This window comes from Pseudoxanthomonas winnipegensis, assembly GCF_030322905.1.
Classification (GTDB): domain Bacteria; phylum Pseudomonadota; class Gammaproteobacteria; order Xanthomonadales; family Xanthomonadaceae; genus Pseudoxanthomonas_A; species Pseudoxanthomonas_A winnipegensis.
Window position 1 is genome coordinate 818,817 of the sequence record NZ_CP095475.1, and the last position, 24,059, is coordinate 842,875.

Consider the following 24,059-nt stretch of genomic DNA (forward strand, 5'->3'; position numbering starts at 1 on the left):
CTCTGCGCCGTCGCCGACCACCCCAATCCAGGATTGTCCATGATGCATGCCACCCCCACGCCCACCTCGACCTCGGTGGCGCGCTCCACGCCCAAGCTGGCCATGGCGGTGGTGACGATCATCTTCTTCATGTGGGGCTTCCTGACTTGCCTCAACGACATCCTGGTGCCGCATCTGAAGTCGGTGTTCACGCTGAACTTCACCCAGGCCGCGCTGGTGCAGTTCACCTTCTTCGGCGCGTACTTCCTGATGTCGCTGCCGGCCGGTCGCGTGGTCGCCGCGCTGGGCTACAAGGGCGGCATCGTCTGCGGGCTGGCGGTGGCCGGCGTCGGTGCGCTGCTGTTCTGGCCGGCGGCCGGGGCGCACAGCTATCCGCTGTTCCTGTTCGCGCTGTTCGTGCTGGCCACCGGCATCACCGTGCTGCAGGTGGCGGCCAATCCTTATGTCGCGCTGCTGGGGCCGGAAAAGACCGCCTCCAGCCGCCTGAACCTGTCGCAGGCCTTCAACTCGCTGGGCACGGCGATCGCGCCGCTGTTCGGCGGCCTGCTGATCCTGGCGGCCGATCCGAAGACGCCCGAGCAGGTGGCCGCGATGTCGCAGGCCGATGCGCTGGCCTATCGCACCGCCGAGGCCAGCTCGGTGCAGATGCCGTACCTGGGCCTGGCGATCGCGCTGTTCGCGCTGGCGGTGTTCATCTTCGCCTTCCGCCTGCCCAAGCTGTCGGAAGAGAGCGAGCAGGGCGACGGGCGCCACTACGGCATCTTCGAGCCGCTGCGCCATCGCCACGTGCTGCTGGGCGTGCTGGGCCTGTTCTTCTATGTCGGTGCCGAGGTCTCCATCGGCAGCTATCTGGTCAACTTCCTGGCCATGCCCGACATCGGCGCGATGACCGAGAAGGCGGCGACCAACTACGTCTCGGCCTACTGGACCGGCGCGATGGTCGGCCGCTTCGTCGGCTCGGCGCTGCTGGTGCGCATCGACGCGGGCAAGCTGCTGGCGGTGTTCGCGGGCGTGGCCACGGTGCTACTGCTGGTCACCCTGGCCACGACGGGCATGACGGCGGTCTATGCGGTGGTGGCCATCGGTCTGTTCAATTCGATCATGTTCCCGACCATCTTCACGCTGGGCATGGCCAAGCTGGGGCCGCTGACCAACCGCGCCTCCTCGCTGCTGATTATGGCCATCGTCGGCGGCGCGGTGCTGCCGCTGCTGATGGGCTTCCTGGCCGACCATATCGGTCTGCACCACGCCTTCGTGCTGCCGCTGGTGTGCTATCTGTACATCGCCTACTACGGCATCAGCGGCTCGAAGGTGCGCGAGCCGGTGCCGGTGGCTGGGGTGCAGCGCTGAGGGCGGATTGACTCTCTGGCGAAGGGGAGGGGCTCGAGGTCTTTTGGTGTAGTGCGAAGAGCACCCCTCCCCATCCCTCCCCTTCGCTGCGCGAAAGGGAGGGGGCAAAAGGCCGGCGGGGGAGCAGATTCCAGGGCGCACTTCGGTGCGCCTTTTGCTTTTGGGGTGGCGCGCGGCGTCTCGACGCCATCGCGCGCCGGTCGGTGCGATAATCGCGGGCATGAGCGAATCCCCCTATACCTCCGGCACCACCCACTTCGGCTTCCGTGATGTCGCCGCGCGCGACAAGCAGAAGCTGGTCGGCGAGGTCTTCACCTCGGTCGCCGGCAAGTACGACCTGATGAACGACCTGATGAGTCTGGGCATTCATCGGATCTGGAAGCGCTACTTCGCCGCCACCGCGCAGGTGAAGCCCGGCGACCGCGTGCTGGACCTGGCCGGCGGCACCGGCGACATCGCCGCGCTGCTCAAGGATCGCGTCGGCAAGGCCGGCAGTATCGTGCTGGGCGACATCAATGCCGGCATGCTCACCGTCGGCCGCGACCGGCTGACCAACCGCGGGCTGGTGTCGGGGCTGGAATACGTGCAGCTCAACGCCGAGGCGCTGCCGTTCCCGGACAACAGCTTCAACCTGGTGACCATCGCCTTCGGCCTGCGCAACGTGACCGACAAGGACGCGGCGCTGCGCGAGATGCATCGCGTGCTCAAGGTCGGCGGCCAGGCGCGCGTGCTGGAGTTCTCCGAGGTCAAGCCCGAGTGGTTCCGGCCGATCTACGACTTCCATTCGTTCAAGGTGCTGCCCAAGCTGGGCAAGCTGTTCGCCGGCGACGCCGACAGCTACCAGTACCTGGCCGAGTCGATCCGCAAGCATCCGCCGCAGGACCAGCTCAAGGCGATGATGACCGAGGCCGGCTTCGCCCGCACCCGCTACACCAACCTGTCGGCCGGCATCGTCGCCATCCACGACGGCTACAAGGTCTAAGGGGCCCGGAGGGCGCCTGGAGGTCGCAGGCGCACCCGCAGGCACGCGACGCAACGCCCGGCCCAGGCCGGGCGTTGTGCACTGGGCGATCGGCCCGGGACGCAGGGGCTAGAATGCAAGTTCCCGTCCCAGACCGGCTGATTCCCCCGATGCGCTCTGTGTTGTTCACCCTGTCCTGCGCGGCCCTGCTGCTGTCGGCCTGCTCGAAGGAATCGGCTACGTCCGAGACCGCACCCGCCGCCACGCCCAAGGCCGCCGCCGTGTCCAAGCCCGACCGTCGCCACGACGAGAGTTCCTACGCCCAGCCCGAGAAGGTCGTGATCAAGGACCTGGCGCTGGACGTCAAGCTGGACTTCGACACCAAGCAGATCGGCGGCACCGCCACCTATCGGCTGGACTGGAAAGACCCCAAGGCCACCGAGCTGGTCCTCGACACGCGCGCGCTGGCCATCGAGAAGGTCGAGGGCGCCGGCGCCGACGGCAAGACCTTCGCGCCGTTGCAGTACGCGCTGGCCGACGCGGACAAGACCTTCGGCAGCAAGCTGACGATCCAGGCGCCGCAGCGCAATCCGGTGGTGCGCGTGACCTACCACACCTCGCCCGACGCCTCGGGCCTGCAGTGGCTGGCGCCGTCGATGACCGAGGGCAAGCAGCTGCCCTTCATGTTCAGCCAGTCCCAGGCGATCCATGCGCGCAGCTGGGTGCCGCTGCAGGACACCCCGGGCGTGCGTTTCACCTACACCGCGCACGTGACCAGCCGGCCCGACGTGATGGTGCTGATGAGCGCCGGCAACGACCCGGCCGCGGTGCGCGACGGCGATTACTTCTTCGTGCAGAACAAGCCGATCCCGTCCTACCTGCTGGCCATCGCCGCCGGCGACCTGGTGTTCCGCAAGCTCTCCGACCGCGCCGGCATCTGGGCCGAGCCGGCCATGGCCGACAAGGCCGCGGCCGAGTTCGCTGATACCGAGAAGATGATCACCACCACCGAGGATCTGTATGGCCCGTACCGCTGGGGCCGCTACGACATCCTGGTGCTGCCGCCCTCGTTCCCGTTCGGCGGCATGGAAAACCCGACGCTGACCTTCGCCACGCCCACGGTGATCGTCGGCGACAAGTCGCTGGTCTCGCTGGTGGCCCATGAGCTGGCGCACAGCTGGTCGGGCAACCTGGTGACCAACGCCTCGTGGAAGGACATCTGGCTCAACGAGGGCTTCACCACCTACGTGCAGGGCCGCATCACCGAGGCGGTCTATGGCCAGGAAATGGCCGAGATGGAGCGCCAGATCGACCAGACCGATCTGCTCAACGAGCTCAAGGACATGACCCCGGCGCAGCAGGCGCTGGCGCTGCCGCCGCTGGGCGAGACCGATCCGGACGAGGCGCTGAGCCAGGTCGCCTACGTCAAGGGCGCCTGGTTCCTGCAGTTCCTGGAGCAGCGCTTCGGGCGTGCGGTGTTCGATCCGTTCCTGCGCGGCTGGTTCAACGACCACGCCTTCCAGAGCGCGACCACCGACCAGTTCGTCGCCTACATGAAGCAGCACCTGCTGCCGAAGAATCCCAATGCGGTCACCCAGGCCGAGCTGGATGCGTGGCTGGACCAGCCGGGCATTCCCGCCTTCGCCACGCGCGCGCAGTCGCGCGGGTTCGCGCTGGTGGACACCGCCCGCATCGCCTGGCTGGGCAGCGGCACGCTGCCCAACAAGCAGGTCACCGAGGACTGGGTGACCCAGCAGTGGGTGCACTTCATCGAAGGCCTGGGCCAGACCCTGCCGGTGGACAAGCTCAAGCAGCTCGATGCGGCCTATCACTTCACCGGCACGCCGAACGGCGAGATCGCCATGCGCTGGTATCCGCTGGCCATCCGTAGCGGCGATCACGACGTGTGGCCGGCGGCGGGCGAGTTCATCGGCCGTGTCGGCCGGCGCAAGCTGATCATGCCGATCTACGCCGAACTGGTGAAAACGCCCGAGGGGCTGCAGTTCGCCCGCGAGGTGTTCGCCAAGGCCAAGCCGGGCTATCACCCGATCACCACCGGCTCGGTGGAGGCGATGCTGGAGAAGGCGGGTCAGGCGGCGGCGCCGGCTGCCTCCGCGCCGGTCTCGACTCCGGCTTCGGAATCAGCGCCGACTGCCTCAACGCCGGCCGCGAGCACGCCTGCCGCGACCAAGCCGGCGGCGCAGTAAGCGTTGTTCGAGTTGAGCTTCATGTCGCGCTAGCCGGGCGCGACGGCCCTCTCAACCATTCTTCAGACGAAGCGCTCCGCCCCCCCTCCCTTTGGCCGAAGGCCAAGGGGAGCTCGAAGTCGCGGCTAGCGACTGAGGGGGAGGGGTGCTTTTCGCGGTGGCTTCAAAGGCAAAAGCCCCCCTCCCGACCTCCCCCTTCGCTGCGCGAAAGGGGAGGGGCGTTAACTGCACTTGTCTCTTGGGTGCGGTGCTTCCGCTCCCTTCCTTTGGCCGCAAGGCCAAGGGAGCGCGCGAAGTCGGCTAACGACTGAGGGGGCCTTTCAGGCTTGAGCGAGGGCCTGGTCGGCGTCGGCCAGGGCGCGCCAGCGCGGCAGTTCGTGCAGCTTGCGCACGCGGCGCAGGTAGTCGGTGTCGACTTCGCTGCCGTCGATCAGCGCGGCCGCCACATGCACGGCGCCGGCGACCCAGAACAGCGTGCCGGCGCGCGCCGGCTGCTGGTGCCAGGCGACCGCTTCGATCATTGGCGCGGGCAGGCCCCACAGGCCGAGCAGGTAGGCGCCGGCGACGCTGTGCGGCAGCAGGGTCGGGCCGTCCGGCTCGTGCAGTTCCAGCGGGGGGAGCAACCTGCCGACCTGGGACAGCAGGCCGGCGGTGGCGGCCACGCCGGTGCCGGCCTCGGGCAGCAGCTGGTCGGCCAGGCGCGAGATGCGCAGCGCGCGCTCGCGCACCTCGTCCACGCCGGGGCCGGAGGAGAACACCTCGCTGGCCAGCACCAGCCGGCGCAGCGCGTCCTGGCCCAGACGCACCACCGCCATGCGCAGGTCGCTGATCTCGCGCCCGCCGGAGTAGTAGGCCGAGTTGCTCAGGCGCAGCACGCGCGCGGCCAACGCCGGGTCCTGCGTGACCACGTCCACCAGATCGGCGGCCTGGGTGCTGTCGTTGCGCAGCAGGCGGCTCAGGGTGAGGTATTGCTTGGGCGCGGCCGGGAGCGGGCCGGCCTGCTCGATGGCCTGCTTGAGCCGCGCATCGTCCAGCAGCGAGCGCAGTTCGACGATGTCGTCGATGGCATCGATCAGGGCGACCGGATCGAAGGGCTCGGGCAGCACGCGGTGGGCCACGTCCAGCGCCTGCATCATCTCCTCGCCCTGCGGATCGGGCACCAGCACCACGCGCGCGGCCAGCGGGAAGCGCTCGCGCAGCTCGTGCATCATCAGGTTGCAGCGGTTCCAGCCGGTGCCGGAGAAGCACACCAGCGCGTCGGGCGCCAGCGCGTCCAGATGCGGGGTGGGACCATCGCCCAGCTGCAGCCAACTCACCCCCCAGTCGCGGCCACGCGCGGCCAGGTGGATCTGGAGTTGCGCTGCCTGTTCGCTGGTTTCACCAGCCACGACGATGTGCACGGAGCCCTCAGGAGGTGTTGCGATGCGATGCCCGCATGATAGCAACGCTATTTATCGCAATCGCGGCGTTGGCGTGCCTTTGGTCGGGGACGCCGGCCGGTTCGCTCAGCCTGCCCCGCCCAGCGGGAAGGTCGCGCGCACGCAGGTGCCCTCATCGTCCGAGCTCTCGTGCAGCTGGCCTGCGTGCTGCCCGGCGCGGGCATGCATGCCGCGCCGGCCGAAGCCCGCCGGGCTGCCCACGTCGTAGCCGGTGCCGTCGTCGCGCACGGTCAGCTGCAGCGTGCTGGCGCGGACCAGCAGGCTGACCTGGATCTGCGTGGCGCGGGCGTGGCGCAGGGCATTGGTCAATGCCTCCTGGGCGATGCGGTACACGGCCAGCTCCAGTGCGTCGGGCAGGCGCGGCAGCTCGGCCGGGGCCTGCAGGGTGCAGCGCACCGCGCCCGAGGCGTCGTGGCGCTGGCACATCGCCTCCAGCGCGGCGACCAGGCCGGCCTGCTGCAGCAGCGGCGGCTGCAGGGCGTGGGTCATGCCGCGCACGGCCTGCAGGGCCTGGGCCGAGAGCGCGTCGAGATCGCAGGCCAGATCCTGCTGCTGCGGCACGGTCAGGGTGGCGGAGAGTTCGGCCAGGCTCAGGCGCAGGGAGGTGAGCAGCTGGCCGAGCTCGTCGTGCAGTTCGCGGGCGATGCGCGCGCGCTCGGCGTCCTGGGCGGCGATCAGCGCGTCGCGGAAGGCGGGGTCGTGGGCCGCGTCATGGGCAGGGTCGGGCATGGGCGCCAGCCTAAAGCGTGCGACGGGCTTCGACGTGAGGATGAGGTCGGCAGGGACGCCTCGAATCGAGCCGCGCGGTACAGCCGCACGCTGGCGCGTCGCGCGCTTGACCTCGGAGTGGATCAGCCGCGCCGGCGTCGGAGCCCACGCGGCTGCAGCTCATTATCGATCGTGCGGGAGGGCGCGGCTGCGCTGGTAGCGGTCCAGCCAGACGTCGAAGTCCACCCGCGGCAGCGCCGGCGAGTACAGATAGCCCTGCACCTCGTTGCAGCCCAGCGCGCGCAGGAAGTCGGCCTGGGTGTCGGTCTCCACGCCTTCGGCGGTGACCTGCAGGTCGAAGTTGCGCGCGATCAGCAGGATCGAGCGCACGATCGCCGCATCGCCGCGGTCCTGCATCACATCGCGCACGAAGCCGCGATCGATCTTGACCCGGTCCACGGCCAGGTGATGCAGCGTGGACAGCGAGGCATAGCCGGTGCCGAAGTCGTCGTAGGCCACGCGCAGCCCGCGCCGGCGCAGCTGCTGCAGCGTGGAAGCGGCATTGCCGTCTTCCCGCAGCGCGATGATCTCGGTCAGTTCAAGCTCCAGCCGCGCCGGCGCCAGGCCGCTGCTGGCCAGGGCGTTGTCGACTTCCTTGAGCAGATCCTCGTGGGCGAACTGCACCGGGAACAGGTTCACGCTCACCGCCAGCGGGCGGCCGTCCATCAGCGGCCAGCTCACCGCGTCCTTGCAGGCCTGTTCCAGCACCCACCAGCCCACTGTGGTGGCGATGCCGCTGACCGCCAGGGCCTCGATGAACTCCGCCGGCAGCAGCACCCCGCGCTCGGGGTGGCGCCAGCGCAGCAAGGCCTCGGCGCCGGACACGCGGCCGGACTTGAGCTCGATCTGCGGCTGGTAGTGCAGTTCGAACTCGCCGTCGCGGTGGGCGCGGCGCAGCTCCAGGTCCAGCCTGCGCCGGTCGATGGCCTCGGTGCGCATGCTCGGTTCGAAGCGCCGCAGCGAGCGCCCGCGGCTGCGCTTGGCGTGGTGCATGGCCAGCTGCGCGCGGGTGACCAGTTCCAGCGCATCGGGCAGCTCGGGCGAATCGTCGACCGCGGCGACCTCGTCGGCCGGCACCGCCGGCAGCGCCGGCTCGGCCTCTCCATCCATCGCCACGCCGATGCAGGCATCCAGGTGCACGCGATGCAGATCGACCTCGCACGGCTGGGCCAGGTCCAGCAGCAGCGCGTTGAGCATGGCCTCCATCGGCTTCTGCCGCGCGCTGGGGAAGCACAGCGCGAACTCATCGCCCTCCAGCCGCGCCAGGAAGACATCGTCGGGCAGCCGCGCGAACAGGCGCGCGGCCACCACCTGCAGCACCGTATCGGCGGTGGCATGACCCAGGGTCACGATGATCGAGCGGAAGTTGTCCAGGCCCAGCACCGCCACCGCCGTGGGAATGCCTTGATTGCGGCGTTCGTCCAGCGCGACCAGCAGGCCGTTGCGTGTGGGCAGGCCGGTGACCGGATCCTCTTCGGTGCGCGCGCGCTCGCGCGCGGGATCGTCGAGCAGGGCATCGACGTAGCCGGCGATCGGATCGTCGGAGGGCGAGCGGTTCACGCGGCCTGGCTCCGTGTGGCGGACAGCGGCGGCTGGGCCTGCAGCCAGGCCAGCGCCTGGCGGTAGGCGTCGGCGCCCGGGCCGGTCATGGGCGCGGCCGAGGCGAGCGCGCGTGCATCGCGCAGGCGCGCATCCATCGGGATGGCCTGCGGCCACACGCGGCCGGTGTGCAGGTCGTGCAGCAGCTCCAGGCTCTGCGTGCCCAGGGTGGTGCGGCTGTCGTACAGCGTGGGCAGCACGAAGCGCGGCAGCGGCCGGCGACGCGAGGTCTCGACCATCTCGGCGGTATGCAGCATGTCGGTCAGGCCGTGCAGGGCCAGCGGATCGGTCTGGGTGGGCACGATCAGCGCGTCGGCCGCGGCCAGGGCGTTGACCATCAGCAGGCCCAGCGTGGGCGGGCAGTCCAGCAGCACTTCATCGTAGAGGTCGGCCACGCCGGACAGGGCGCGCTGCAGCGCCATGCCCAGGCCCGGCTGGCTGGCGCTGCGGCGCTCCAGCGTGGCCAGCGCCGGCTGCGCGGCGAGCAGGCGCAGGCCCTCGATGGGCGTGGTGCGCGCCAGCGTATCCGCGCCGGGCGCGCCGTGGGCGAACAGCTCGTGCGTGCCGCTGGGCACTGGATGGCGCGGCACGTTGAACGCCCGCGTCATCGAGGCATGCGGATCCATGTCCACGATCAGCACCTGCCGGCCGGCCTGCGCCAGGCAGCGCGCCAGGCACAGCGTGGTCGTGGTCTTGCCCACGCCGCCTTTCTGGTTGGCGATCGCCCAGGTCTTCATCAACCGGCGGCCTCCACGTTGGCGGGCAGCGGGGTGACGGCCACCGGCGTGGACGGCTGCGGCTGGAGCGTGTCGGGGCTGACCGAGTCCGGGCCGCGCGGGCGGCCGCCGTTGGGCGTGGCCAGGATCACCAGCACCACGCGGCGGTTGGCGTTGCGGCCCTGTGCGGTGGCGTTGTCGGCGACCGGCTGGAACTGCCCGTAGCCCACCACCGCCAGCCGCGCCGGCGACACGCCGGTCTGGGTCAGCACGTGGACCACGCTGGCCGCGCGCGCGGCCGACAGCTCCCAGTTGGAGGCGAACTGCGCCGTGGCGATGGGCTGATCGTCGGTATAGCCCTCCACGCGCACCGCGTTGGGCACGTCGCGCAGCACCTCGGCCACGCGCTGCACGGTCGAGGCGGCCACCGGGCTGGGCGTGGCCACGCCGCTTGGGAACAGGATGTCGCTCTGGATCTCCACTTCCAGATAGTTCTCGCCGCGGCGCACGGTGACCTGGTGCTTGGCCACCAGGTCGGAGAGCACGGCCTGGATGTTCTCGCCGACCGCGCCCAGCTGGCCGCCGCCGATGCCCGGGCCTTGGCTGGCGGTGGCGTCGAACGCGGTGGGTGTCATGCCGACGGTGGACTGGCCGTAGCGCGGCGCGTCCAGCGCCTGGCGCATCTTGGCCTGCATCAGCTGGCTGGCCGGGGCCGGGCCGATGCGCGCGGCCGAGGTCGCCAGCGAGGGACGGTCGAAGGAGGAGCCCAGCAACTGGTGCTTGCCCAGCTGCACCGGCGAGACCGAGCGCGGCGGGCCGCCGAACTCGGCGTTGAGCGCGTCGGACACCGCGCGGAACTTGCCCTCGTTGACCGAGGAGATCGCGTACATCACCACGAAGAAGGCCAGCAGCAACGTCATGAGGTCGCCCATGGGGATCGCCCAGGCCTCATGGTTGACGTGGTCTTCGTGCTGGTGCTTGCGCGCCATGGGGGGAGGTCGTCCTTGTGTTCTAGTGCGCCACGTAGACCGACAGTCGGGATTCGATGTTGCGCGGGTTTTCGCCCTGCGCGATGGCGATCAGGCCCTCGAGGATCATCTCACGGGACTCGTTCTGTTCGGCGATCAGCGCCTTGAGCTTGGCCGCCACCGGCAGGAACATCAGGTTGGCCATGCCGATGCCGTAGATGGTGGCGGTGAACGCCGCGCCGATGCCGTGGCCCAGCTTGGACGGGTCGGCCAGGTTCTTCATCACCGCGATCAGGCCCAGCACCGCGCCGATGATGCCCAGTGTGGGCGCGTAGATGCCCATGCCCTCGAACACCTTGGCCGCGGCGGTGTCGCGGGTCTGCTGGTGGTGCATGTCGGTCTCCAGCACGTTGCGGATCGACTCGGGCTCGATGCCGTCGACCACCATCTGCAGGCCCTTCTTGATGAAGGCGTCGTCCTGCTCCTTGACCTGCGCCTCGAGGCCGAGCAGGCCCTGCTTGCGCGCGGTGTTGGACCACTCGACGATCTTGGCCAGCACGCCGGCGCGGTCCTGCGCGGGCGGCATGAACACCCATTTGACCAGCTTGAAGGCCAGCAGGAAGGTGGACATATGGGTCTGCAGCATGATCGAGGCGAAGGTGCCGATGACCACGATCACGAACGCGGCCGGCGACCACAGGCTTTCGATTCCGGCGCCCTTGAGCACGCTGCCGAGCAGCAGCGCGACCAGCGCGAGAATGGCACCAACGAGGCTGAGCTTGTCCATGATCTGTATGACGGCCGCGCGCCGGATTCCTGAAGAGAGGTTTTTCGCACGCGGCGCGACAGGCGGGATGCGGCGCGCGCGATGCGCGCGCCTCATGCACCTGGGATGCGTTGCGGCTGACCCTGTGTTGCAAGATACGCGCCAGGCTCATGGCGCGGCTCCGCGATGGATCACTGTCGCGGCGTGATGCAGTGCGCGGTTTCTCGATGTGGCTGGAATCCGTGCCGTCCCTTTGCGCAGCGAGGGGAGTTGGGAGGCTGGGATCTTCAGGCTCACCGCGAAGAGCACCCCACCCCCTCAGTCGCTAGCCGCGACTTCGAGCTCCCCTTGGCCTGCGGCCAAAGGGAGGGGGCAGACCGCGCGCGGCCTTTTAAATGGCTGAGGCTATCGCTCCCGCGAAAGGCAGGAGCCGGCTTCGGGCTTTGCTGGGAGCGCCTTGCTGTCGTGGGAGCAACGGTCTCTCAAATCTAGCGGCCGCCCGTCTGTAGAGCGGAGCTCGCTCCGCCGCTCTTGGTTCGGTTCGTGGGGAAAGCCCCAGCGGAGCAAGCTCCGCTCTACAAGTGAGAGCCGCCATGGCGGCGATGCGGCTTTACCGGGGATGGGTTCTGCTCGGAAAGTCCCATCGCCGCCGTGGCGGGTCCCACCAGGCGATCGGCCCCTCCCCTTTCGCGCAGCGAAGGGGGAGGTTGGGAGGGGGTGCTTTTCAGCTTTTCAGCTTCGAGCTTTTCAGCTTCGAGCTTTGCAGCTTCTAGCTTTGCAGCTTCTAGCTCTTCGGCTTTCAGCACCCCACCAAACAGCCACCCTCAGTCGATCTCCGCCGGCTCGCGCTTCCATTCGCCCAGGCGGGCGCGCAGGCGGATCACGGCCTGGCCGTGGATCTGGCAGACGCGCGATTCGCTGACCGACAGCACCGCGCCGATCTCGCGCAGGTTGAGCTCCTGCTCGTAGTACAGCGAGAGCACCATCGCCTCGCGCTCGGGCAGGCCGGCGATGGCCTCGGCCAGGGCGTCGCGGAAGGCGGTCTGCTCGAACGCCCGCGCCGGGGTGGCGCTGTCGGCGCCGGCCAGGCGCGCCTCGCCGTCGTGTTCGGCGATGTGCGCGTCCAGGCTGGTGAGCTGGCCGCGGGCGGCGTCCTCGACCAGGTGGTGGTACTCGTCCAGCGGGATCTGCATGACCGCCGCCACCTGCGCGGCGGTCGCGGCGCGGCCGGTGGCCTGCTCGACCTGGCGCACGGCCGAGACCATCTCGCGGTAGTTGCGGTGCACCGAGCGCGGGGTCCAGTCGCCGCGGCGCATCTCGTCGATCATCGCCCCGCGGATGCGGATGGAGGCGTAGGTCTCGAAGGTGGCGCCCTGGTCGTTCTGGAAGTTCCGGGCCGCGTCGATCAGGCCCAGCATGCCGGCCTGGATCAGGTCGTCGATCTCCACGCTGGCCGGCAGGCGCGCGGCCAGGTGGTGGGCGATGCGGCGCACCAGTTCGCCGTGCCGCTCGACGATCTCGGCGGGCGAGCCCTGCTGGTGGGCGCGGTACTGGGCGGCGGCCATGAGGTTCATGCCGGGCTCCCTTGGGCGGACTGGCCGACCAGGCGTTCGAGGAAGAATTCGACATGGCCGCGCGGGGCGGTGGGCTGCTGCCACTGGCGCGCGCGGCGGGCCATGTCGCGGAAGGCGATGGCCGAGGGCGCCGAGGGAAAGGCGTCCACGACGGCCTCCTGGCGCTGCACCGCGCGGCGCAGCCATTCGTCGCGCGGCACCGCGCCGAGATAGTTCAGGGTGATGTCCAGGAAGCGGCCGACCACGCGTTCGAGCTTGGCGAACAGCGCCGGTCCCTCGGTCGCATCGCCGACCTGGTTGGCCAGCACGTGCACGCGGCGCACGCCGCGGTCGCGGCCCAGGACCTTGATCAGCGCGTAGGCATCGGTCATCGAGGCCGGTTCGTCGCAGACCACCACCACCACGTCGTGCGCGGCCTGGCAGAAGGTCAGCACGCCATCGGCGATGCCGGCGGCGTTGTCGATCACCATCACGTCCAGCGGCACGTCCAGCTCGGAGAAGGCGTGGATCAGGCCGGTGTGCTCGGCCGGCGTCAGCTGGGCCATGTGCTGCTTGCCCGAGGCGGCCGGCACCACCAGCAGGCCCCCCGGGCCTTCCAGCAGCGTATCGGCCAGCGTGCACTTGCCGGCGAACACATCGGCCAGGGTGAAGCGCGGGGACAGGCCCAGCATCACATCGGCGTTGGCCAGGCCCAGGTCGGTATCCAGCAGCAGCGTGCGCTGGCCGGCGTTGACCATGGCCGCGGCCAGGTTGATCGAGGTCGTGGTCTTGCCCACGCCGCCCTTGCCGCTGGCCACGGCGATGACGCGGGGGATGCGCGGGGCGCGGGGATCAGGCGACTGCATGGCGGGTCTCGATGCCGTGGGTGGCCACATCGCTGCTGCGGCGCGCGCTTTCCATCGCCTGGGCGATGGCCAGGGCGTCGGCGGCGTCGATGTCGCTGTCGATGCGCTGGCCGTTGGTGGTGTAGGCGATGGGCATGGCGGTGCGCGCGGCCACCGACAGGGCGCTGCCCAGGTAGCCGGTCTCGTCCAGCTTGGTCAGGATCAGGCCTTCCGGCGCGGCCGGGCGGTAGCGGCGGATGACCTCGCCCATGTCCTGGGCGTGGCCGTTGGCCGGCAGCACCAGCAGGCTGCGCACCTTGGCGGTCGCGCGCAGCCACAGGATCTGGTTGAACAGCGCGCGGTCGGTCGGCGCGTAGCCGGTGGTGTCCACCAGCACCAGCGGATAGTCGGCCAGCTGCTCCAGCGCCAGCTGCAGGCCGCCAATGCCGCGCGCCTCGCACACGGTGATGCCGAGCTTGCGGCCGTAGGCCTGCAGCTGTTCGTGGGCGCCGGGGCGCTCGCAGTCGGTGGTGATCAGGGCCACGTCACGGGCGCGGTGGCGAGCGGCGAAGCGCGCGGCCAGCTTGGCCGCGGTGGTGGTCTTGCCGGCGCCGGTGGGGCCGACCAGGGCGATCACGCCGCCCTCGTCGATGGTCTCGCTGGCGCAGATGCTGAGGCTGTCGGCCAGTTCGGCCAGCATCGCCGCGCTGACCTCAGCCAGCGGCAGAGACGGATCCACGCGCAGGGCCACGGCCTGGGCCAGGGCCTGCTCGCAGCCGTAGCCGGTCAGGGCGTCGAAGGCGGCCGCGCGCGCCGGCGAGCCGCGCAAGCGTTCGAGCGAGAGCTGCTCCATCTGCGCTTCCATCAGTGCGCGCATGCGGGCCATCTCCTCGCGCATGGCGACGATCGCCGGGTCGGTCTCGATGCCGGGCACCAGCGCCAGAGCGGAGCGGGCGGGTTCGGTCGGGACCTCGATGATCGGGGCAGCGGCCTCGGCCACCGGCGCGGCGGTGATCGGCTGCGCGGGGCGGGTCATGTCCAGGGTGACGGTGGCCTGGGCCTCGCTTTCGGCAAGGCGCGCGCGCAGGGCGGCGGCGAAATCCTGCACGTCGACCTGGGCGGCGGCTTCGGGTGCGGCGACGTGGACCTGGGCGGGCTCGGCGGCCGGCGCCGGTTCGGCGGGCTGGCCGAGCAGGCGCGCGCGGGCGCGTGCCAGCAGCGAGTCGGCGCCCTGCGTTGCGGGGCGGGCCTTGTCCATGACCGCGGCGAAGGCGGCGGCCGGATCGGGCTGCGCGCTCGGCGGCGGCGGTGCGGCGATCGGCTGGGCGGCGGCGACCGGCTGCGCCGGGATTCCGACGGATGCCGGGATCCCGGCGGGCAGCTGCTGCTGGGCCAGCGCCGACAGCGCGGCCGGGCTGGCATCGGCCGGGTCGGCGCCCGCCGCGCGCATAGCGCGGGCCAGCGCGGCCTGGTCGTACTCGGTGGCCGAGACCACTTCGATGCCGCCGGCCACCGGCCGGCTGGACAGGATCACCGCGTCCGGCCCCTGCGCGTCGCGGATCATCCGCAGCGCGGTGCGCATGTCGCTGGCAACGAAACTCTTGATGTTCATCGGGCGGTGGTCTCCTGCGCTGCCGGCCCTCCGGCATCACGCTTGGTTGGACTCATGCAGGAGTTGTGCCGCGGGTGGGGCGGGGATTGGGGATTCGGGATTCGGGATCGCGGGAAGCGTGAGCCCAAGTGTTCTGCCCCCTCCCTTGCGCGTAGCGCAGGGGAGGGTTGGGGAGGGTGCTTTTCGCGCGTGGCCGGAGGAGAGCGAAGCAGCAATAGCAACAGCTGACCCCTCCCCCCTCAGTCGCTACCGCGACTTCGAGCTCCCCTGCGCTGCGCGCAAGGGAGGGGGCGGGTCACGCGGCTAGCGCGAACGTCGCTTGATTCCAGGATCTCGCCTCGATCGCCAGTTCTTCTTGCCCACTTCTGCCAGTGCCCCTAGCTTCGCCCGAATCCCGAATCCCGAATCCCGAATCCCGAATCCCGAATCCCGAATCCCAGCCTCCTCACCCCACCGCCCCCACCAGCCGCAACCGCTTGTCCTCCGGCACTTCCGAATAGGCCAGCACCGACAGCGAAGGCACGCTGTGGCGGACCAGGCGGGCGATGGCGGCGCGCACGTTGCCGGGCACCAGCAGCACGGCCGGTTCGCCCTTGCTTTCCTGCTGGGTCACGCATTGGCTCAGGTTCTGGTGGATGCGCTCGGCCAGGCCGGGTTCCAGGGCGCCGCCCTGGCCGCTGACCGAGTCCTGCATCACCCGCTCCAGCTGCGGTGCCAGGGTGAACACCGGGAGCTCGTCGGCCATGCCGTTGAGTTCCTGCACGATGAAGCGGCCCAGCGCCACGCGCACCGCGGCGGTCAGCTGCGCCGGATCCTGGGTGTGGACGGCGTGCTCGAGCAGGGTCTCGACGATCTGGCGGATCTGGCGCAGCGGCACCTTGTCGGCCAGCAGCGACTGCAGCACCTTGGCCACCACCGACAGCGGCAGCAGCTTGGGCGTGAGGTCCTCGACCAGCTTGGCGTTGCCGCCGCGGCCCAGCGTGGCCAGCAGCTGCTGCACCTCTTCCAGGCCCAGCAGTTCGGCGGCGCGCTCGCGGATCAGGTGCGACAGGTGGGTGGCCACCACGGTGGCCGCGTCGACCACGGTATACCCCAGCGACTCGGCGTGCGCGCGCTGGGCGGGCAGGATCCAGGTCGAATCCAGGCCGAAGGCCGGGTCCTTGCCGGGGATGCCGTCCAGCGCGCCGAACACGCGGCCCGGGTCCAGCGCCAGCTCGCGGTCGGGATGGATGTCGCCGGTGGCCAGCGGCACGCCGTGGACCAGCACGCGGTACTGGCCCGGTGCCAGCTCCAGGTTGTCGCGCACGTGCACGGCGGGAATCAGGAAGCCCAGGTCCTGGGTCAGCTTGCGGCGCACGCCCTTCAGGCGCGCCAGCAGTTCGCCGCCCTGGTTCTTGTCCACCAGCGCGATCAGCTTGTAGCCCACTTCCAGGGCCAGCGGCTCGACCGGGCGGATCTCGTCCCAGCTCAGCTCGGCATTGCCGGCCGGCGTGCTGGCGGCGGCCGCCGCGGCCGCGGCGTCTTCCTGCGGGGCGGCCAGGCGGCGCTTGTGCAGCTGCCAGGCCGCATAGCCCAGCACCGCCGCCAGGATCAGGAACGGCACGTTGGGCATGCCCGGGATGATGCCGATCAGGCCCAGCAGCAGCGCGGCGATGGTCAGCGCGCGCTGATGGCCGAAGACCTGCTTGGACACCGTGGCGCCCATGTCCTGCTCGCCGGTGGAGCGGGTCACCAGCATCGCCACGGCGGTGGCGATCAGCAGCGCCGGCAGCTGGGCGACCAGGCCGTCGCCGATGGCCAGCAGCGTGTAGGTGCGCAGCGCGTCGGCGAAGGACATGTCGTGCTGGAGCACGCCGATCAGCAGGCCGCCGACGATGTTGATCGCCAGGATCAGGATGCCGGCGATGGCGTCGCCGCGCACGAACTTGCTGGCGCCATCCATCGAGCCGTAGAAGTCGGCCTCCTCGCGCACTTCCTGGCGGCGGGCCTTGGCCTCCTCGCGGGTCAGCAGGCCGGCGTTGAGGTCGGCGTCGATGGCCATCTGCTTGCCGGGCAGGGCGTCGAGGATGAAGCGCGCCGACACCTCGGAGATGCGCCCGGCGCCCTTGGTCACCACCACGAAGTTGACGATGGTCAGGATCGCGAACACCACGATGCCCACCGCGAAGCTGCCGCCGATCACGAACTGGCCGAAGGACTCGATCACATGGCCGGCCGCGCCGGGGCCCTTGTGGCCGTGCAGCAGCACCACGCGGGTGGAGGCGACGTTCAGCGCCAGGCGCAGCAGGGTGACCAGCAGCAGCACGCTGGGGAAGATCGAGAACTCCAGCGGGCGGCGCACGTAGACCACCGCCAGCAGCACCACCAGGGACAGGGCGATGTTGATGGTGAACAGCCCGTCCAGCACGAACGGCGCCAGCGGCACGATGACCATGGCCAGCATGGCCACCACCACCAGCGGCGCGGCCGCGCCCGAGCGCACCGCGCCCATCAGCCCATCGACGGAGAACCGACCTTGCTGCGCACTCACGGTGACGGTTCCTTGGCGATGGCGCCGGCGGCGTGGGGGTCGTAATCCACCGCGCCCTCGGGACCGGCGTCGAGCGGCGCCAGCGCCGGCATCGGGCCGCGGCCCGGCGCCCAGGCGCGCAGCTGGTAGACGTAAGACAGCACTTGGGCAACGGCGGCGTAGAGCTTCACCGGGATTTCCTGATCGACCTGGGCCTGTCTGTACAAGGCGCGTGCCAGCGGCGGCGCCTCGACCACGGCGATGCGGTGGGCCTGGGCCAGTTCGCGGATGGCCAGGGCGGTCTCGTCCACGCCCTTGGCCACCACCACCGGCGCGCGCATGCCGGCGTCGGCCTTGTATTTGAGCGCCACCGCGTAGTGGGTGGGGTTCATCAGGATCACATCGGCGGTGGGCACCGCCTCCATCATCCGGCGCTTGGACATCTGCATGGCGACCTGGCGCACGCGCGCCTTGACCTCCTGGTTGCCCTCGGCCTCCTTGAACTCGTCCTTGATCTCCTGCTTGGTCATCTTCAGCCGCGCACGGTGCTGGTAGTGCTGCCAGGGCACGTCCAGCAGGGCCAGCGCGCCCAGCGCGCCGATCATCGCCAGCAGGGTGGACATGGCCATCTGCACGCCGCCGGCCACCGACTGCTCCAGCGAGGCCTGCGGCATTCCCAGCAGCGCCTTGAAGGCGCGGTAGACCATCCAGGTGCCGATGCCGCCGATCAGGCCCACGCGCAGCAGCGAGCGCAGCAGCTCGGCCAGGCTCTCCTTGCCCCACATGCGGCCGAGGCCGCTCATCGGATTGAGCCGGCTGAAATCCGGCTTGAGCGCCTGGCTGGTGAAACGCAGGCTGCCCATGATCGCCGGTGCGATCAGGCAGGCCGCCAGCGCGGCGGCCAGCAGCGGCAGCATCGGCTTGAACAGCGCCACCGCCAGCGAGGCGGCGTGCGGCAGCAGGCGCTCGGGCGCGTCGAGCATGGCCCGGTCCAGCTGCAGCGCGCCGCGCATCCAGTCGCGGCTGACCGCGCCGATGTGGCCGGCGCTGGCCTTGAGCGCGATGACCGCACAGCCCAGCACCGCCACGTTGGCCAGCTCGCGCGAGCGCGGCACGTTGCCCTTCTCGCGGGCCTCGCGCAGGCGTTTTTCGGTGGGTAGTTCGGTGCGGTCTTCCTGGTCTTCGCTCATCTTCCTGCGCTCCTGGTCAGCCCGTGATCGCGCGGGCTGCGGCGAAGGCCTGGTCGAACAACGCCTGCACCGGGGCCTGCAGCTGGCGTGCCAGCAGCATCAGCAGCACCAGGCCGACCAGCAGCGAGACCGGCAGGCCGATCTGCATGGGGTTGAGTTGCTGGGCGGCGCGCGAGAGCACGCCGAAGGCGATGTTCACCGCCAGCAGCGCCATGATCACCGGCAGCGCCAGCAGCACCCCGGCGCGCAGCGCGGCGCCGAAGAAGTCCGGCACCGCCGACAGCACCGCATGCGGATCGGGCAGGGCCGCGCCGATGGGCAGGCTGGCATAGCTGCCGGCCAGCAGGTTGATCAGCGCCAGGTGCCCGTCGAAGCTGAAGAACAGCAGCGAGAACACCAGGAAGAACCACTGCGAGAGCACCGGCGAGGACGCGCCGGACAGCGGGTCGGCCATGGTCGCGAACGACAGGCCCATGCCCTGGGACACCAGTTCGCCGGCCAGCTGCCCGGCCTCGAAGGCCAGGCGCAGCACCAGGCCGATGGCGAGGCCCACGGTGAACTCGCGCAGCACGCCCAGCACCGTGGCCGAATCGATCGCCAGCGGCGGCGCGGCGGGCAGCACCGTGGACAGCGTGGCCGACAGCGCCACCACCAGGATCAGGCGCACCCGCGCCGGCAGCGTGCGCCCGCCGATCACCGGCAGCACCTGGAACGCCGCGCCGATGCGCAGCCCATGCCACAGCACCGTGGCCAGCAGGCCGAACAGGTCCACGCCGGTGGACGTGGTCAGGGTGACGGCATCCATCGTCGCGCGCCTTGAGGCTTCAGCCGATCAGCTGCGGGATGCGGTGGAACAGGTCGATGGTGAAGGCGGTCAGGCGCCCCAGCAGGAAGTTGCCGGCGATCGCCAGCGTGGCCACCAGCGCCAGCGCCTTGACCACGAAGGCGATGGTGGCCTCGTTGATCTGCGTGGCCGCCTGCACGATGCCCACCACCACGCCGACCACCAGCACCATCAACAGCGGCGGCGCGCCCAGGACCAGGGCGATTTCCAGGCCACGGGAGATTTCGGTGAGGGCGGTTTCGGGGGTCATGGCCGTATCGGGCGAAGCGCGTCGGGCGCCGGGTTTCCGGCGAATGCCGGCAAGGCTGCAAGGCGCGTGCCTGGAGCCCAGGAGCAAAAGCTAACCCCTCCCCAGCCCTCCCCTTGGCCTGCGGCCAAAGGGAGGGGGCAAAAAGCACGGCCGTGCGGATCTGGGCTGAACTCATGACCTGCCCCCTCCCTTTGGCCGTAGGCCAAGGGGAGGGCTGGGGAGGGGTGAGCTTTTCCGCTTTTTCGCATTTCCTACGTCGCATTCTGTAGCGACCACCCAAGGAGCTCAGGCATGGATGCCCTGCGCCACCGCGCACGCCAGCTGCGCAACGCGCCGACCGACGCCGAACACCGACTCTGGCAACGCTTGCGCGGCGGGCAACTGGCCGGAGTGAAGTTCAGGCGCCAGATGCCGATCGCCGGCTATATCGCCGATTTCGCGGCACCAGCGATGGGGCTGATCATCGAACTCGACGGCGGGCAGCACGCCCAACAGCTCCAGGCGGACGCGGTGAGGACACGAGCGCTCAATGCGGCGGGCTATCGCGTGCTGCGCTACTGGAATCATGACGTGCTGCAGCGGACCGACGCGGTGCTGGAGGACATCTTGCGGGCGCTGGGGCTGGAGGGCTGATGCGGGTGGCAACAGCAACAGCAACAGCAACAGCAACGGCAACGGCAACGGCAACGGCAACGGCAACGGCAACGGCGTAACCCCTCCCCAGCCCTCCCCTTCGCTTCGCGAAAGGGAGGGGGGCGGTCATGCGGGCGGCAAAAGAATCGCTTGATCTTGCCGTCGCGGAGAAGCGCTTGGCCCCGCTTTTGCCCCCTCCCTTCGGCCGCAGGCCAAGGGGAGGGCTGGGGAGGGGTCGCTCTTCGCGAGAACCCTTAACAACAAGCCGAAGCTAGAGTCCATCGACCCAGGTCGGAACCTTCACCGGTCAAGGCGAATGGAAGACAGGACACAGCTCTTCGAAAATATCGAAACGAATTACAGCTGTGGCCAACCCTCCAAGCCCATCAAAACGGATTGAAGCTCGACGCCAGCGACCCCACCACCAGCACCCAGCCGTCGACCAGCACGAACAGCAGGATCTTGAACGGGGCGGAGATCAGCATCGGCGAGAGCATCATCATGCCCATGGACATCAGCACGCTGGCCACCACCAGGTCGATGATCACGAACGGGATGTAGATCAGGAAGGCGATCTCGAACGCGGTCTTCAGCTCGCTGGTCAGGAACGACGCGGCCAGCACGCCGAACGGCACGTCCTGCGGGTTGGCGTACGGCCCGGTGTGCGAGAGGTTGGCAAAGGTCATCAGGTCGTTCTGCCGCACCTGGGCCAGCATGAAGCCGCGGAACGGTTCGATCGCCGCGCTCCAGGCCGACTTGAAGTCCATCGTCTTGTCCAGGTACGGCGCGATGCCGTGGGTCCAGGACGCGTCGAACACCGGCGTCATGATCATGAAGGTCAGAAACAGCGCCAGCGCCAGCAGCACCTGATTGGACGGGGTCTGACCGGTGCCCAGCGCCTGGCGCAGCAGGCCCAGCACGATGATCACGCGGGTGAAGGCGGTCATGCCCAGCAGCGCGGCCGGCAGCAGCGTGATGCTGGTCATCAGCAGCAGCACCTGCAGCGGCATGCTGACCTTCTCGCCGCCGACCTGGCCGACGTTGACCTGCGGCAGCGGCTGGCCGGCCAGGTCGGTGACGCTGGGCAGGTTGTTCTGCGGCGCGGCGGTGGCCTGCGCCGGTGCGGCCGGGGGGGCGGCCTGCTGGGCCAGGGCGCTGCCGGCCAGGGCCAGACCAAGGCCGAGCAGCAGCACCGCCAGCAGCGGCATCAGGCGCGAACGCGACAGGCTCATGATTTCTTACCGAAGTGCTGCGCCAGCACCTGGGCGAAGGCAGGCGGCGCTTTGTGTTGGGGAAGCGGCAGCGGGGTGTCGAGCTGGTGCAGCACGCGCGTGCCGCCGGCGCCGGTGCCCAGCACCAGCTGGGTGTCGCCGACCGCCACGACCACCACGCGCTCGCGTGGGCTCAGCGACAGCGAACCGACCACCTTCAGCGCCGGATTGCTGGCGCCGCCGATGCCGGGCATGCGCTTGGCCAGCCAGCCCAGCAGCAGGATCAGGCCGACCACCAGCACCAGGGCGAGTACCGCGCCGCCGATGCTGCCGGCGCCGGTCCCGCTGGCCGGGGCGCCGACCGGCGCGCCGAGCTGGGTGGTGGTGGCCTGCGCGGCCAGGCGGCCCGGCACGGTGAACTGTTTGGCCGGCTGCGCCGTGGACGCGGCTGCGGCCTCGGCCTCGACATTGGTCGGCAGCGCGGCGGCGGACGCCTGATCGGTCGTCGCCGGCGCGGTGGAGGCCGGGACGCTGGTGGCCGCGGCCGGCGCCGTGCTCGTCGGCGCGTGGCCGTCGATCTGCGGACTGGCGGCGGCCGTGGCCGGCAGCGTGTCGGCGGGGGCGACGACCGCGTCCGGCGCCGCCAGCGACGCCGATGCGGACGCCGCCGTGCTCACTTGAGCCTCTTGATGCGTTCGGCCGGGCTGACCACGTCGGTCAGGCGCACGCCGAAACGGTCGTTGACCACCACCACCTCGCCCTGGGCGATGAGCGTGCCGTTGACGTAGACGTCCATCGGCTCGCCGGCGGCGCGTTCGAGCTCGACCACCGAACCGGCGGTGAGCTGCAGCAGGTTGCGGATCGGGATGCGGGTGCGGCCGACTTCCAGCGACAGCTGCACCGGCACGTCCAGGATGACGTCCAGATTCAGATCGCCCGCCACGGCGCCGGGTTCGGCGGTGAGGGAATCGAAGGCGGCGGGCGCGGCGGGATCGGTGCTCATAGGAGGTCGGACTCGGGGGAATCGTTGGAGGAGGGCACGCGCGGGAACTGCACCTGCGTGACCTTGAAGGCGTTGAAGCCGTTGTGGACGCCGAACTCGCCGGCGAACATCGGCGTGCGCTCGACTTCCAGATGCACGGGGCGTGCCAGCTCGATGGGGATGATGTCGCCCACGCGCAGGCGCGAGAGATCGCGCAGGCTGATCTGGCGGTGGGCGATGGACAGGCTCAGCTCCAGGTCGGCGTCCTGCAGGCCGGCGCGCAGCGCGCGCGACCAGCCGGCGTCGGCCTCGGCCTTGGGCCGCTTGCTCGAGACCTCCAGCTGTTCGCGCACCGGCTCGAGCATCTTGTAGGGCATGGCCAGGTGCAGATCGCCGCCGCCGCCTTCCAGCGCCACCGAGAAGCGGCTGACCGCGATGTAGTCGCGGCCGTCCATCAGGTCGGCGGTGGCCAGGTTGGGGTCGGGCGGCAGCACCGACAGCGCCACCGGCGCCAGCGGCGTCCAGGCCTCGGCCAGGTCGGCCAGGGTCTGCTTGAGCATCAGCTGGATCACGCGCTGCTCGGTCGGGGTGAACTCGCGGTTGTCGATGCGCGTGGGCAGGCGCCCGGCGCCGCCGAAGAAGTTCTCCACCGTGCTGAAGACCAGGCGCGGCTCGTACACCACCAGCGCGGTGCCCTTGAGCGGGGCCATGTGCACGCGGGTGACGCTGGCCGGCATCGGCAGCGCATTGGCGTACTCGTCGAAGCGCAGCACGTCGGTGCCGCGGTAGGTCAGCTCCGGCGCGCGGCGCAGCAGGTTGAACAGCCCGGTCCTGAAGTTGCGCACGAAGCGCTCGTTGAGCGCGTCCAGCCCGGGCAGGCGGTTGCGGATCGCGCGGCCGGCCTGCTTGAAGTCGTACAGGCGCACCTCGCCGGGCGCGGCGGCCTGGCCGGTGCCGACCGCGCCGCTGTCCACGCCGTGCAGCAGCGCGTCGATCTCGTCCTGGGACAGCAGTTCGTTGCTCATCACTGCACGACCAGGCTGGTGAACAGGACCGCTTCGGGCTTGTTGGGACCGCCTTCGCCCGCCAGGACCTTCTTGACCTCGACCAGGGCGGCCTCCTGCAGGCGCTCCTTGCCGCTGCGCTGGGCCAGGCCGGCGGCGGTCTGCTGGCCGAACAGCAGCAACAGGCGGTTGCGGATCGCCGGCGCCTGGTCCTGCAGCGCCTTGAGCGTTTCCGGGTCGCGCGTCATCACCTGCACGTCGGCCTGCAGATAGCGCGTGGCGTCGGTATCGGCCAGATTGACCACGAAGGCCGGGTCCAGCGCGAAGTAGGTCGCGCCGGCCTTGGCCTTGGCGCTCGCGCCGTGTTCGCCCGCCGGCGCGCCTTCCGCCGCGGCGTGGCCGCCGCCGGCGCGCTGCTGGATGAACCAGCCGCCCGCCATGCCGCCGCCGAGCAGCACCACGGCGCCGAGGATCAGGGGCAGCTTGCTCTTCTTCTTGGGCGCATCGGCCGCTGCTGCGGGTTTGGAAGCCACGGGAACCACTCCGGTATCGACGAAAGGGGAGACTGCCCCGCGTGATGCAAGCGGCGTGCCGTGCGTCCGATGCCTGGGTGAGCCTGCGGGGAACGTCCGATGCGCCTTGTTGGCGGCGG

22 protein-coding genes are annotated in these 24,059 nt (G+C 70.2%); 4 read left to right on the plus strand and 18 right to left on the minus strand.

The genetic code is table 11. The features are described 5' to 3' along the window. Positions 1-42 precede the first annotated feature (42 nt). The 3 genes from fucP (at position 43) to MWN52_RS03495 (ending at position 4,518) form a co-directional block, all read left to right on the plus strand. Positions 43-1,350, plus strand: coding sequence for an L-fucose:H+ symporter permease (gene fucP / locus MWN52_RS03485; protein WP_165394553.1), 1,308 nt, complete (start codon positions 43-45; stop codon positions 1,348-1,350). A gap of 220 nt (positions 1,351-1,570) precedes the next feature. Continuing rightward, entirely contained in the window at positions 1,571-2,332 is a 762-nt protein-coding gene (gene ubiE / locus MWN52_RS03490; RefSeq protein WP_130515519.1) for a bifunctional demethylmenaquinone methyltransferase/2-methoxy-6-polyprenyl-1,4-benzoquinol methylase UbiE, read from the plus strand. A gap of 149 nt (positions 2,333-2,481) precedes the next feature. Further along, entirely contained in the window at positions 2,482-4,518 is a 2,037-nt protein-coding gene (locus MWN52_RS03495) for a M1 family metallopeptidase (RefSeq protein ID WP_286576632.1), read from the plus strand. Positions 4,519-4,838: 320 nt separating this feature from the next. Here the strand turns inward: MWN52_RS03495 and MWN52_RS03500 are convergent, their stop codons facing one another. From MWN52_RS03500 to MWN52_RS03560, 13 genes are all read right to left on the minus strand, one after another. Continuing rightward, positions 4,839-5,918: an HDOD domain-containing protein gene (locus MWN52_RS03500; RefSeq protein WP_130523203.1), complete on the minus strand. Its 1,080-nt coding sequence runs from the start codon at positions 5,916-5,918 to the stop codon at positions 4,839-4,841. A gap of 105 nt (positions 5,919-6,023) precedes the next feature. Continuing rightward, entirely contained in the window at positions 6,024-6,686 is a 663-nt protein-coding gene (locus tag MWN52_RS03505; RefSeq protein WP_286576633.1) for a sensor histidine kinase, read from the minus strand. A 162-nt stretch (positions 6,687-6,848) separates the two neighbouring features. After that, positions 6,849-8,285: a putative bifunctional diguanylate cyclase/phosphodiesterase gene (locus MWN52_RS03510; protein WP_165394554.1), complete on the minus strand. Its 1,437-nt coding sequence runs from the start codon at positions 8,283-8,285 to the stop codon at positions 6,849-6,851. Continuing rightward, positions 8,282-9,061 (minus strand): ParA family protein, encoded by a 780-nt coding sequence (locus MWN52_RS03515; protein WP_130515529.1) that lies wholly within the window; start codon positions 9,059-9,061, stop codon positions 8,282-8,284. Before MWN52_RS03515 ends, MWN52_RS03510 begins: the two co-directional genes overlap by 4 nt. Further along, positions 9,061-10,029 carry a flagellar motor protein MotD gene (gene motD, locus MWN52_RS03520; RefSeq protein ID WP_130515531.1) on the minus strand — a complete coding sequence of 323 codons (969 nt, stop codon included), beginning with the start codon at positions 10,027-10,029 and terminating at the stop codon, positions 9,061-9,063. The genes MWN52_RS03515 and motD overlap by 1 nt, the downstream gene beginning before the upstream one ends. 22 nt (positions 10,030-10,051) lie before the next feature. Beyond that, entirely contained in the window at positions 10,052-10,795 is a 744-nt protein-coding gene (locus tag MWN52_RS03525; RefSeq protein ID WP_130515533.1) for a flagellar motor protein, read from the minus strand. Between the two features lie 803 nt (positions 10,796-11,598). Then, a complete protein-coding gene (locus MWN52_RS03530; RefSeq protein ID WP_130515535.1) occupies positions 11,599-12,348 on the minus strand; it encodes an RNA polymerase sigma factor FliA in 750 nt (249 codons plus the stop codon). Further along, positions 12,345-13,193, minus strand: a complete 849-nt coding sequence (locus MWN52_RS03535) for a MinD/ParA family protein (RefSeq protein ID WP_131660903.1) — start codon at positions 13,191-13,193, stop codon at positions 12,345-12,347. The genes MWN52_RS03530 and MWN52_RS03535 overlap by 4 nt, the downstream gene beginning before the upstream one ends. Beyond that, entirely contained in the window at positions 13,180-14,784 is a 1,605-nt protein-coding gene (gene flhF / locus MWN52_RS03540; RefSeq protein ID WP_286576635.1) for a flagellar biosynthesis GTPase FlhF, read from the minus strand. The genes MWN52_RS03535 and flhF overlap by 14 nt, the downstream gene beginning before the upstream one ends. 445 nt (positions 14,785-15,229) lie before the next feature. Next, entirely contained in the window at positions 15,230-17,275 is a 2,046-nt protein-coding gene (gene flhA / locus MWN52_RS03545; RefSeq protein WP_130531028.1) for a flagellar biosynthesis protein FlhA, read from the minus strand. A 35-nt stretch (positions 17,276-17,310) separates the two neighbouring features. After that, the gene (flhB, locus tag MWN52_RS03550) at positions 17,311-18,483 is read right to left on the minus strand and encodes a flagellar biosynthesis protein FlhB (protein ID WP_286576636.1); all 1,173 of its coding nucleotides are present in this window, start codon (positions 18,481-18,483) and stop codon (positions 17,311-17,313) included. Between the two features lie 16 nt (positions 18,484-18,499). Continuing rightward, entirely contained in the window at positions 18,500-19,288 is a 789-nt protein-coding gene (gene fliR, locus MWN52_RS03555; protein ID WP_130523210.1) for a flagellar biosynthetic protein FliR, read from the minus strand. A 19-nt stretch (positions 19,289-19,307) separates the two neighbouring features. Next, entirely contained in the window at positions 19,308-19,577 is a 270-nt protein-coding gene (locus tag MWN52_RS03560; RefSeq protein ID WP_130515545.1) for a flagellar biosynthetic protein FliQ, read from the minus strand. 291 nt (positions 19,578-19,868) lie between these two features. On the opposite strand from MWN52_RS03560, the gene MWN52_RS03565 reads away from it, so the two are divergent. Further along, a complete protein-coding gene (locus MWN52_RS03565; protein WP_286576637.1) occupies positions 19,869-20,210 on the plus strand; it encodes an endonuclease domain-containing protein in 342 nt (113 codons plus the stop codon). A gap of 386 nt (positions 20,211-20,596) precedes the next feature. Here MWN52_RS03565 and fliP read toward each other — a convergent pair whose 3' ends face one another. From fliP to MWN52_RS03590, 5 genes are all read right to left on the minus strand, one after another. Continuing rightward, positions 20,597-21,442, minus strand: coding sequence for a flagellar type III secretion system pore protein FliP (fliP, locus tag MWN52_RS03570; RefSeq protein WP_425608074.1), 846 nt, complete (start codon positions 21,440-21,442; stop codon positions 20,597-20,599). Continuing rightward, complete coding sequence (gene fliO / locus MWN52_RS19590; RefSeq protein ID WP_425518747.1) at positions 21,439-21,822, minus strand: flagellar biosynthetic protein FliO; 384 nt, start codon at positions 21,820-21,822, stop codon at positions 21,439-21,441. Before fliO ends, fliP begins: the two co-directional genes overlap by 4 nt. Before the next feature lie 272 nt (positions 21,823-22,094). Next, the gene (gene fliN / locus MWN52_RS03580) at positions 22,095-22,424 is read right to left on the minus strand and encodes a flagellar motor switch protein FliN (RefSeq protein ID WP_130515551.1); all 330 of its coding nucleotides are present in this window, start codon (positions 22,422-22,424) and stop codon (positions 22,095-22,097) included. Beyond that, positions 22,421-23,431 carry a flagellar motor switch protein FliM gene (gene fliM, locus MWN52_RS03585; RefSeq protein ID WP_425608075.1) on the minus strand — a complete coding sequence of 337 codons (1,011 nt, stop codon included), beginning with the start codon at positions 23,429-23,431 and terminating at the stop codon, positions 22,421-22,423. Before fliM ends, fliN begins: the two co-directional genes overlap by 4 nt. Further along, positions 23,428-23,940 carry a flagellar basal body-associated FliL family protein gene (locus tag MWN52_RS03590; RefSeq protein ID WP_130523213.1) on the minus strand — a complete coding sequence of 171 codons (513 nt, stop codon included), beginning with the start codon at positions 23,938-23,940 and terminating at the stop codon, positions 23,428-23,430. Before MWN52_RS03590 ends, fliM begins: the two co-directional genes overlap by 4 nt. Positions 23,941-24,059: the final 119 nt, after the last annotated feature.